This is a genomic window from Microcoleus sp. D2_18a_D3 (genome assembly GCF_036702455.1).
In the GTDB taxonomy this organism is placed as follows: domain Bacteria; phylum Cyanobacteriota; class Cyanobacteriia; order Cyanobacteriales; family Microcoleaceae; genus Microcoleus.
Genome location: NZ_JAUBTK010000043.1, coordinates 24675 through 36189 on the forward strand (window position 1 = coordinate 24675; position 11515 = coordinate 36189).

An 11515-nucleotide genomic window follows, 5' to 3' on the forward strand; every position below is an offset into this window, starting at 1 on the left:
TTTCTACGGACATCCCAAACTTTCGCGGGTAGAAACTCCCGTCACGGGATTGACACCATCTGCTTTCTCGCACAGGATACTCACTTGATAAGCGTCGATAATCGCGTCAGTAAAATCAGCGCCGGAAATTGCAGCATCAAAAAACCGAGTTCGAGTCATAATTGCCTCGGTAAAATTAGCATTCATCAAATTAGCGCCGTCGAATGTAACTCTATCTGCCAAAGCACCGGAGAGGTTGGCACCTGACAAGTTGGCATTCAGCAAAACTCCCTTAGTCAAAATCGCATTAGTTAAATCAGCACCTTGAAAATTTGTTCCCCGCATTTCAGCAGCGACAAATGTTCCTCCCGCTAAATCCGAGTTGGAAAAATCGCGATCGGACAAATTAATATTTGTGTAATTAATACTTGTTTTCGGCAAGGCAAATCCCGGAGTAGCACTCAGCAGCACCCACCCAACAGCCAACACTAAACTTAAAACCAGGCTCAGGAAGATTCGGAAAACACTTTTCATGATGATGGGAATGGGGAATTGGGCATAGTTGACTGTTGACTGTTGACTGTTGACTGTTGACTGTTAACTGTTGACTGTTAACTGTTGACTGTTAACTGTTGACTGTTAACTGTTGACTGTTAACTGCTGACTAATGACTAATGACTAATGACTAATGACTAATGACTAATGACTCATGACTCATGACTAATGACTCATGACTAATTAAAATCGCTTTACCCAATCTTCGCCGACGCGAAGCGTCAAGTCAGAATTGATTTCACCGGTAGAAGATGCTTCAATTTTACCGCCACCTAACTCTTTTCGCAGTAAATTCGCTGCCTCTAAATCTCCTTGCTGAACAATAATTTGACTTTGACGCTGCTTCTGGGGCGCATCCTGCACTACAGATACATTAAAAAAGCCCTTTTTTCTGAGAAATTCAGCAACGGTTTTTGCGGTTGTCGGTTTGCTAGAAGCATTTTGGACAGCTATTTTGAGGTTTTTGGGCAACAGGGAGTCGCTGGGATTGCGAATTCGTCCTTGTTCAAAATCTGGCACGCCCAGGTTCAAGTATTGTGTCATAATGCGATCGCGCCCGATCGCATCTACAATCCAATAACTCCTTAAATCGGCTTGTTCTGAACTAGAACTTCCAGGCAACATTACCATTTTAAAATTCTCTCGCTCCAATTGCAAACCGAAATTTGCCAGCGTCAGTATTTCCTCATAATTTAGGTTTGTATCCACATATTTTTGCATCAATCGAACAATTTGTGGTAAGCGCACCAATACTGATGGACTTGCGAGGCGGTTCCGAATAGCTTGAATTAAAGATTGCTGTCGCTGAATGCGGCCGATATCTCCTAAACCGTCGTTGCGAAATCGAGCAAATTGTTCTGCTTGTTCTCCGTTGAGAGTTTGCCATCCCTTGGCTAAGTTTATTTTTAACTTTTGGGCGGTATCTGTATAGGACATCGCGCGAGGTACAAATACCTCAACTCCGCCCAACAAATCGACTAATTCCCGAAACGCATTGCTGCTGACTCGCACGTATCGGTCAATTTTCGTATTGTTCAGCATACTGCTAACTAATTGCGTCGCCAAAGCTGCTCCTCCTCTAGCATTGGCTTCGCTAATTTTGCTGAAGCTAATTCCGGGAACTTCGACTTTAGTATCTCGTGGAACAGAAAGCAAACTAATAGATTTATCTCTAGGATCGAGGTGGAATAAGAGTATTGTATCGCTGCGACCGTTAAATATTTTAGGGCCATTGGCGACAGCTTCCGGCACGCCGTCAATTCCCAATACCAAGATATTAACTGACCGCGACAGGCGGTATCCCGCTCGGTTGGAGGATAGATAGTCAAAGCCAGTCGCCTCTAATACTCTATTGATAATTGGGGGTTCCACGGGAGCTAACAGGGCAGTAATTGCCCCCATTGTGGCCGAGATGGCGGCGGTGAAGACTAGGAAAAATAGCCCCACTATATATACGAAGAATTTAGGCTTTTTTCGAGATGTTTGATCGACTCGTTCAACAAAGTTTCTTTTAAAAATTGACAAGTTTTTCATTGACTTGCTGTTGGTTATTGCAGTTTTTCAGCTTTGCAGTAAAACTTGGGCGGTGCTTCTGGAAAGTATTTGAGCAAAGCCGGACACAGCCAGCCTTCGAGATTTTTCGATTCCCACCGATACCAGTTACCCCCGTACTCTGCTTTCAACCACAGCATTTCTGCGTGATATCCGGGAAATGGGTTGGCTGAAAATAAAAGTCGGAAACCTTGAGCGGCATTGGGAATGTCTGCGACAAGCGCGTTAATCATTTCGGGGACGCCCTGAACAAATGGTTCTCGGACAAGTCCGACTCTCTCGTCGTCAAAAACCCAGGTGTACTGTTCGCGATAGGGGTAAATTACCATCATGGCATTGGACATGGTATTCGCCTCTTTTCATTTACTTTTTTTTGTCTGCAAAAATACAAGTGTGGATACATTATATTCTAATACCGTTTAGTTAAGGCCGATCCCCCCTAACCCCCCTTAAAAAGGGGGGAACAAGAACTTGCTCAAAGTCAACCCCTACTCCCCAACAACCAGGGGGATGCTGCAAGGAATCTCCGAGGAATAAACAGTTTTAACCCAAGCGTATTGCATTATATTCTGTTGCGCGGAAGTTGTTCACTATCCGATTTGACAACCCTGTTTTAACTTAGGAAATCTTGCGGGTTATTTACAAACTTTGTTTGGGTTGGGCGGATTGGTGAAGTCTAGGCACTTCGGGCTTGAGAGCTGTTTTTTTAGTTTTTTTAGTTTCGGTAAATGGTAGCCAAATCAAAGACGCTTAAGGGTGATTTATTGCAGGATTTTTTCTTTTAATTGTGCCTAGTTTTATAACCCTTATTACCTTTGTAGTAATGACGAATAGTTTTTATTCACCCCAACTATGAGGACGGACACCCTAACTACAAACATTTAAAGGTTTGTAGTTGGGTGTGATGTTTCTTTTCGGGAAAATCCAGCTCAAATTCTCGTCAGCTCAACCAGGGCATTAGCTAAATATTGATACTGCGGCAAAGTATTATATAACTGAGCCGAAATCCTCACCAACTGCTTACTAGCATCCGGCCAAGGAATCACCGGAACTTCAATTTTAAAAATCTCCCACAGCGCCTCTTGCAAAGGTGGAATTCCTCCCTTTGCAACCACATCAGACTGGCCGTCTGCCAGAGGGACAACTGCCATCGAACCCACCATTTCATCAGGACAAGGCAGCGGCAAATCTAATTTGTCAGCCAATATTTTTCTCCCTGCCAATGCTAAAGCATGATTCTTTGCCCTCAATTCCGGCCAGCCGCCACTCAATAAAGAACCCATAAAATCAATAGCCACAGGTACGCACAAATAGGGACTAGGATCGACTGTTCCGATCCAGTCAAATTCTAATTGAAAGCGTGATTTATCAGCGCGGGGCGAGTTAGCACCGTGACTGATTGTAGTTGGCCGAATGGCATCTTGCTTGTCGCGCCGCACGTATAAAAATCCCGCACCTTTGGGCGCGCACAGCCACTTGTGGCAATTTCCCGTATAGTAAGCCGCGCCAATTTCATCTAAATTCAGTGCTACCATTCCCGGCGCATGAGCTCCGTCTACCAATACATCCACGCCACTGTTAGCTAACTCGCCCACTAACTGTTTGATGGGAAAGATTAAACCTGTTTGGCTCACAACGTGGTCTAATAAAGCTAACTTTGTTTGCGGTGAAACGCACTTAATTATTGCTTCAATAATTTGTTCTGGTGACTCAATGGGAAAGGGGACTTCTGCTACTATTACTTTAGCGCCTGTACGCTCGGCTACAAAGTTAAGTGTGTTGCGGCAAGCGTTGTATTCCTGATTGGTAGTTAGCAATTCGTCGCCGGGATAAAAACAGAGCGATCGCAAAACAGCATTTACTCCCGTCGTGGCATTCGGCACAAAAGCCAAGTCATCCTCAGCCGCACCGAGAAATGCTGCTAATTGATTTCTGGCATTATCCAACAATGGTTCAAATTCCCGCATTAAAAAGCGCAAAGGTTCTCTTTCCAGTTGTTCCCGAAAAGCGGTTTGCGCTTCCAGTACGGGAATCGGACAAGCCCCAAAAGAGCCGTGATTGAGGAAAGTTATATTGCGATCGAGCAACCAATATTGGTTAATCATTAGTAATTAGTAATTAGTAATTAGTCAGTAGTCATTAGTCAGTAGTCAGTAGTCAGTAGTCAGTAGTCAGTAGTCAGTAGTCATTAGTCATTAGTCATTAGTCATTAGTCATTAGTCATTAGTCAGTTAACGGTCATGAGCCAGTTGTCCTTAGTCAGTAGTCAGTTAACTGTCAACTGTCAACGGTCAACCGTTAACCATTTTACCTTTTAATTGCTCAAACTCTTCTAATGTATTGCAATTGGATAACATTACTGCTTCTTGTTCCCCTACAGGTAGAGGGATTGCGGAGATTTGATTTAACCACACTTGAAAGGAACGTCCCCCTTTGTCAATAAAACTTTGCAAGCTGGGCAGAGATTGTTGGCGGTAGAAGCCACACAAAGGCTCCCAGCGCGAATTTTGATAAGGCACAACTGCTAAAGTTGATGGGGAAAATTCTGTTAACTGACTTGCCCAATTCTGAATAATCTGGGCATCCAACAAAGGCAAATCGCAAGCTAACAGTAAAATCCACTCGGCGGCAATTTCTGTCAATCCCTGAGTCAATGCAACCAAAGGCCCGGAACCCGGATTGTACTCTACCAGAAATTGGGATGTTTCGGTTAAGGTCGATCGATAGCGATGGGGCCAAGCAGTCAGAACATAAACTTCGGGGGTTACAACTGTGGCAACTTCCAACGCCCGCTGCAATAGGGATTTCCCCTCTATTTCCAGTAGAGCTTTATCCCTACCCATCCGCGAACTTTGACCGCCTGCAAGTACAATTACGGCAATTTTATGATTGGTCATTAGTCATTAGTCATTAGTCATTAGTTATTAGTCATTAGTCATTAGTCATTAGTCATTAGTCATTATCATTAGTCATTAGTCATTAGTCATTAGCCATTAGTCATTAGTCATTAGTCATTAGTCATCGCAACAATTGTCTGTTTTGAACAGGCAAGATGCCTGTTCCACAATAATTATTGGAGATGTCTAGTAGTCAGTAGTCAGTAGTCAGTAGTTAACTGTCAACTGTCAACTACTGACTACTGTCATTCTCAACTCAAAACACTAACGGCTTGGCTAACTTCCTCAAGTTTTTGCACTACTTGACCGCTGCTGAGTAAAGTTTCTGCCTCAATTAAACCAGAGCTCATATCCAAACAAACTCCGCTGCGCCACAGATAAAAGCCGCCGTTCCAGATAGCGGACTGCATCACTTCTGAGGGTTTTCCCAGCAACACTTCCTGCATTTGTTTTAATAACTCAGAGGTTGATTCCAAGGCCGGATTTGTGCTGCTAAAACCGTAATCTCCGTGGGCTAAAAGCACTCGCTCAAACTCAGCGTCCGGCTTAGCAATGCCGATAATCGCAGTACGATCGCGCGGCAAATCGCAGCTTCCCTCCAATCCCTTGACTGTGGTATAATTTTTGATTCCGCGCAGATCAAAGGCTTTTTGAAACATACCTTCTGTCGGCGGGTGGACGTAGCCCGATATAACGTTAACGTCGCCGGTACAGGGACACCACATCAACTCCATTGTCGAAAAAGGTGGCCGTTTACCAATTTCGCGGCGGTAGGGAACTAAAGTGGCGGCTTGAGGAAAATGCTTGGGAAGGTAAACAAAACCCAAACCCGTATTGTCAAAAACTTGCTGGACTTTTTCTAAACTCAGTTTTCCCCAATTCACTCCCAAACCGCGCCAAATTTCAATCAGGGGAATGCCTTCCTTTGTTGGCATGGTATCTCCCCCGTGCATGAGGGTTGGGACGCCAGAGGCGGCTAAAATTAGGGCGGTTATTGGGCTAATTGGAGCCGTGCGCGATCGCCCGTCGTAAGCAACGCCAAACACGGCGACGGTAGAGACGGAAAACCCTTTTTCTCGGTTTGGGGGGGCAAGCATAGGGCCCAATTCTTCATAAGCATCGAGCATTCCGGCTAATTCTTCCCCAGTGGGCCGTTTAATGCGGTGGGAAATCATAAAAGCTCCGATTTGAGCCGGTGTTGCTTCCCCCAGCAGCATCATCCGCGTGGCTGCTGCTGCTTCGGAGCGAGTTAAGTTTTCTCCTGTGTGTACTCCGCTGCCAATTTTTCGCAGCAATTCTCTAAATGCGTCACTCATAACTTTTGAAGTTGGTAATTGGTAAGGGGTAATTGGTAGTATTTGAACCGTTTTAAATTTAAATTTCAGAACTATCTATTCAAAATTATCGAATTATACCAGTTCTCAAAAAGAAGGCAATTGTTGGAAATATCCAAACCCTTATTTCATCAGTCCTTCCCAATCTAAAATCTAAAATCTAAAATCTAAAATGGTATTAACTCCCTGATTTTCCTAGCTTGATTACATCAACTGGCGGGACAAATTCGCGTACCAGATTCCAGAAATGGGCGATCGGCGGAATTTGCATTCGATCGTGAGTTGTCACCAATACCACTTCGCGAGTCCAAGTGGGATCTGCTGCCAATTGACCGATCGTCGAAACCTTGGAATTTGACCGATCTGGGGCGATCGACCGAATTGCTAAAGTGCGATCGCCCTTGGCGTCCACCAAAGCTGAATGTGGCAGCAAAGCAATCAATTCTCCCTGTCGCACCACACCCCGAAAAGCATCAAGAGTGTTGAGTTCCAAAACAGCATGAAGTTTAGCACCGATGCGTCCAAATTGTTCTTGCACCATCCGCTGCATTCCGTACCCGTCCTTAAACACCACTTGCGGGTAACAAATCAATTCCGGCCAAGGTACTCGATCGTACTGGGCCAGGGGATGACCCGCCGCCATCAACACCTCGATCGGCTCATTGTAGAGCACCTCAACCAACATTTCCGGGGCTTGAGTAAAATGGCGGTTGTTCATCACCACCGCTATGTCCACCAAACCATCTTTGAGGACTTTCAGAGCTCGATCGCTCCCCAGGGCAGTCACCCGCAATTGCACGTCTGGATAGTCGCGGCAAAACTTTTGCAGCACAGGTGGCAAATAAGCAGCGCAAACCGAGTGAATCGCAGCCACGCAAAGTTCCGGCTGCTTTCCCGCCCGTAAGTCTCCCAATTCTTCAGCAGCATTTTGCCAAGTCTGACAGATTTTGCGAGCGTGAGGTAACAGGCATTCCCCTCCCACAGTCAGTTTCGCGTGGGCCGTGCGGTGAAACAGCGACAAACCCACTTCCGCTTCTAATCCCTGCACTTGGCGGCTAATAGTCGATTGGGTAACGCCGCACTTCCGGGCCGCTTGCTGAAAGCTACCAGTTTCAGCAACTGAAAGAAATGCTTGAAGCTGCTCTAAGCGCATGGATGTTTAATTCGAGATGGTTTCAGAAATTTTACTGGAAGATTATCTGTGACATTAACCGATTTAGTAGCAGAATTTAGTAGACTTTGATACAGGTACAGATTAGTTGTGATTCCGGGGCGAGAGGCGGGGATGCTACGTTCCAAGCATCAATCTGCTCCGGCAGGATTTCTGAGCCTCCAAGTAGAGGTCGATTCTCCTATTATGTTGAAGGGATTTCTGAATCGGCAAACTTCTCAAAGAATAGATTCCATAAAGATGAATTTATCGAATATTGCAAGCTTCTAGCTAAACCGTTTCAATGAACGGCACTTTAGTAATCCCTTCATCAAGTGCGCTCGATTGCTCTGTTTTTTAGTAAGTTGTGAATTCAAAATATAGCATTGAATTTCGTACCTCCTTGGGAATTATAGTATCTGACTCTCCCTAAACCTCTCAATAAATGTACGAATATTGTAGGCAGGTTAAAACCTACTGTGAACTTTGCTCCCCAGACTAAAGTTACTCTTGTTTTAGGTTTTTTTGTGTATAAACTAGAAATTAGCGGGTCAGCAACACAAGTGCAACTAGGATCGATCGCACAGGAAAGCCGAAATGCTGCCATTTATTAAGCATTTATTAAGATTATGTCATTTAACCACAATTTTATTCCCCAAGATGGCTGTTGCCAGTGGCAGCCCCAGTTGATGGGACTGCACGCGGTCAGCGATGTGTTAATTGCCTTGGCTTATTATTCAATTCCAGCACTTCTGACATACTATGCCCGGAAGCAGCGGAATGTGCCTTTAAGCAAGGGGTTTCTCCTATTGGGAGCCTGGTTTTTCTGCGGCGGGACAACTCACTTGATGCAAGTTTGGATGCTGGTGCATCCCAGCTACTGGCTGTCAAGTTCGATCGCTGCCGTTACCGCTATCATCTCTTTGTGGGCTGTAGCGTCCCTGATACCCTGGGTTCCTCAAGTGTTGGCTTTGGCTGGGGCTGCCTCTTTACCAGGAAATACGGCGCTGGGAACCCAAAAGGTCGATCGACTGCAAGCCGACTCTGCTATTACAAATTCCCTCCCTTCCCTCACAACCGAACTCCAGCAAATTAACCAGCAATTGCTTGCAGAAATAACACAGCGCGAGCGAGTCGAGGACCTCCTGCTTGACACTGTAGGCAAGCTGCAAGAAAGCGAAGAACGCTTCCGCGTTTTTCAGGAATTATCTCTAGACGGATTTAACGTATTCCGCAGCATCCGCGACGAATCCACAATTGTGGATTTTGAATGGGAATACGTCAATCCCGCAGCGGCCAAAATGCAACACCGTACTCCTGAAGAATTAACCGGCAAGCGATTGCTGCAAGTGCTGCCGGGCCATAAAGATAACAATTTGTTCGACCGTTACGTGCAAGTTGTAGAAACAGGAATTCCCCTCGATACCGAGATTTATTATAACAACGAAGGCATTGTCGCCTGGTTTCGGATTATGACCGTTAAATTGGGAGACGGCATTGCTATTTCTTTTAGCGATATTACTGGGCGAAAGCAAGTAGAAGCATCCCTGCGCGAGGCGCTGCAAAAACTCACTTCTCATTTTGAAAATACGCCCCTAGCGGTGATTGAGTGGGATGAAAACTTTCGTCTCAGCGGGTGGTCGCCGGCGGCCGAGAAGATTTTTGGGTGGGAAAAAAGAGAAGTTTTAGGCAAGCATTTTAGCGACTGGGACTTTATTTCAAAGGGCGATTTATCAGAGGTAGAATCGGCAATTTATAGTTTAAAAAAACCAGAAAATCGCTGCAATGTAGTTCGCAACAGCAATTATAATAAGTCGGGTTCGTTGGTACACTGCGAATGGTACAATTCGGCTTTTTACAGCGATTCGGGACAGTTGGTATCGGTGCTGTCTCTGGTTTTGGACGTGACGGAACGCTTTAAATTTCTGGAAGTGCTGCGACAGTCTGAAGAGCGGTTTCGGATTGCTGCAGAAAGTGCCAGTGATTTAATTTACGAATGGGATATCGAAACCGGGATCGTGCTGTGGTTCGGTCACGTTGACGAACATTTGGAGTACGCAAAAGGCGGATTTCCGAGGACAAGAGCAGCTTGGAACAGTATCTTGCACCCGATCGACCGCGATCGAGTTTTAGCCGCAGTCGATCGGTATTTGAGTGCGCCAGACAGTTCTGCCGCCCCATTTTTTCAGGAATACCGCGTTCAGTGCCAGGGGGGTGGCTTGCTCCATTGGATCGATCGGGGCAAAGCAGTGCTTGACAAACAAGGTAATCCCTGCAAATGGATCGGCGTGATTAGCGACATCACCGCTCGCAAAGAGGCCGAAGAACAGCGGAATTGGGCATTGGCGCGGGAACAGGCCGCCCGTCGCCACGCCGAAGCCAGCGAACAGTTGTACCGCGTCCTCGCTGAAGCCATCCCGCAAATAGTTTGGACTGCCAGACCCGACGGCTGGCTCGACTACTACAACCAGCGCTGGTTTGAATATACCGGCTTGACGCTGGAGGAAACTCAAGGCTGGGGGTGGCAGCCAGTTTTGCATCCAGATGACGTGGAAAACTGCCTAGAACGCTGGAATACCTCCGTGGAGACGGGGAGGACTTACGAGGTGGAATACCGCTTTAAACGGGCATCTGACGGGGCTTACCGCTGGCATCTGGGCAGGGCATTGCCCGTGCGGGATGCTGAGGGGAAAATTATCAAGTGGTTCGGGACTTGTACGGATATTGACGATCGCCAGCGAGCGACCCAAACAGCCTATTTTCGCGCTCAAGCTTTGGCTGTGCTGTCGTCGGCTTCCCTGGATTACGAGGAGGCGCTGCAAGGTTTGGCAGATTTAACAGTACCGGCGCTGGGGGATTGGTGCTGCGTGCATTTGGTCGAGGCCGACGGCTCGATCCGCTTGCACGCAGTTGCTCATTCAGATCCGAGCAAAGTCGCTCTGCTGTGGCAAATCGATCGGCGTATGCCGCTAGACCCCCAGGGACGGCACGGAGTAGCAAAGGTGCTGCGGACTGGGGAGTCGAAGCTTTACGCCGAAATACCGGAATGGGTGATCGAGGCGGTTGTGCCCGACAGGGAACTGCAGTTGGTGCTGCGATCCCAATCTCAGGTGCTGTCGGCAATCTGCGTGCCACTGATCGCTCGCGGGCGGACGCTGGGAGCGATTTCGTTGCTGTGCGGGGAGTCGGGCCGCCGCTGCAGGGAGAGCGATTTAGTTTTGCTAGAGGATTTGGCGCGGGATGCGGCGGTGGCGATCGACAATGCGCGGCTTTACCGGGAAGCAGCGGAGGCCAACCGGATTAAAGACCAGTTTTTGGGAACGCTTTCTCACGAGTTGCGGACGCCTCTGAACGCCATTTTGGGCTGGGCGCAGATGCTGCGGCAGCGCCAGATGAGTGCCGAAAAAACGGCTGTCGGTTTGGAGACTATTGAGCGAAACGCGCGGTTGCAGACTCAGATGATTGAGGATTTGCTGGACGTTTCCCGGATTGTCAGCGGCAAAGTGTGTTTGAAGCTGTTCCCGGTGGATTTGGTGCGGATTGTAGAAACGGCGGTGAAGGCGCTGAGCCCTGATGCTGAAGCTAGGGGAATTGAATTGGTGAGTTTTTGTGGCGAAGGGGTGAGCTTGGTGAGGGGCGATGCTACTCGTTTGCAGCAGGTGGTGTCTAATTTGCTCTCGAATGCTATTAAGTTTACGCCGCCGTCGGGTCGCGTGGAAGTAAGGCTCTCGGAGGATGGGGAACCGGGAGCAGCGGGTGGCGCGATCTTGTCTGGGCCGTCTCCGGTTCACTCTGTTTCGATCGTTGTCAGAGATACGGGAATTGGCATCAGCAAGGAGTTTTTGCCCTTTGTGTTCGATCGCTTCCGCCAAGCTGACAGCACTTCTACGCGCAATTACGGCGGGCTGGGACTGGGATTGGCGATCGTCCGCCATCTGGTGGAACTCCACGGCGGCAGTGTCTGGGCCGAAAGTTCAGGGGAAGGACTCGGCTCGACTTTCGGAGTGCGGCTGCCAATAACAAAAGTCAACAGTTAACTGTTAACTTTT

General features: G+C 47.4%; 8 protein-coding genes. 1 reads left to right on the plus strand and 7 read right to left on the minus strand.

The window, feature by feature from the left end:
• Positions 1-3: 3 nt before the first annotated feature.
• The 7 genes from QUB06_RS19600 to QUB06_RS19630 all read right to left on the minus strand — a co-directional run bounded on the left by QUB06_RS19600 (position 4) and on the right by QUB06_RS19630 (position 7469).
• Positions 4-513, minus strand: a complete 510-nt coding sequence (locus QUB06_RS19600; RefSeq protein ID WP_333436668.1) for a pentapeptide repeat-containing protein — start codon at positions 511-513, stop codon at positions 4-6.
• 204 nt (positions 514-717) lie between these two features.
• The gene (locus QUB06_RS19605) at positions 718-2067 is read right to left on the minus strand and encodes an LCP family protein (protein ID WP_333436669.1); all 1350 of its coding nucleotides are present in this window, start codon (positions 2065-2067) and stop codon (positions 718-720) included.
• Between the two features lie 14 nt (positions 2068-2081).
• Positions 2082-2429, minus strand: a complete 348-nt coding sequence (locus QUB06_RS19610; protein ID WP_333436670.1) for a DUF6717 family protein — start codon at positions 2427-2429, stop codon at positions 2082-2084.
• A gap of 585 nt (positions 2430-3014) precedes the next feature.
• A complete protein-coding gene (locus QUB06_RS19615) occupies positions 3015-4190 on the minus strand; it encodes an aminotransferase class V-fold PLP-dependent enzyme (RefSeq protein WP_333436671.1) in 1176 nt (391 codons plus the stop codon).
• 186 nt (positions 4191-4376) lie between these two features.
• Positions 4377-4982: a molybdenum cofactor guanylyltransferase gene (locus QUB06_RS19620; RefSeq protein ID WP_333436673.1), complete on the minus strand. Its 606-nt coding sequence runs from the start codon at positions 4980-4982 to the stop codon at positions 4377-4379.
• A gap of 251 nt (positions 4983-5233) precedes the next feature.
• Positions 5234-6298, minus strand: a complete 1065-nt coding sequence (locus QUB06_RS19625; protein WP_333436674.1) for an anthranilate phosphoribosyltransferase family protein — start codon at positions 6296-6298, stop codon at positions 5234-5236.
• Positions 6299-6494: 196 nt separating this feature from the next.
• The gene (locus tag QUB06_RS19630) at positions 6495-7469 is read right to left on the minus strand and encodes a LysR family transcriptional regulator (protein WP_333436675.1); all 975 of its coding nucleotides are present in this window, start codon (positions 7467-7469) and stop codon (positions 6495-6497) included.
• 626 nt (positions 7470-8095) lie between these two features.
• On the opposite strand from QUB06_RS19630, the gene QUB06_RS19635 reads away from it, so the two are divergent.
• Positions 8096-11503: a PAS domain S-box protein gene (locus QUB06_RS19635; RefSeq protein WP_333436676.1), complete on the plus strand. Its 3408-nt coding sequence runs from the start codon at positions 8096-8098 to the stop codon at positions 11501-11503.
• Positions 11504-11515 lie beyond the last annotated feature (12 nt).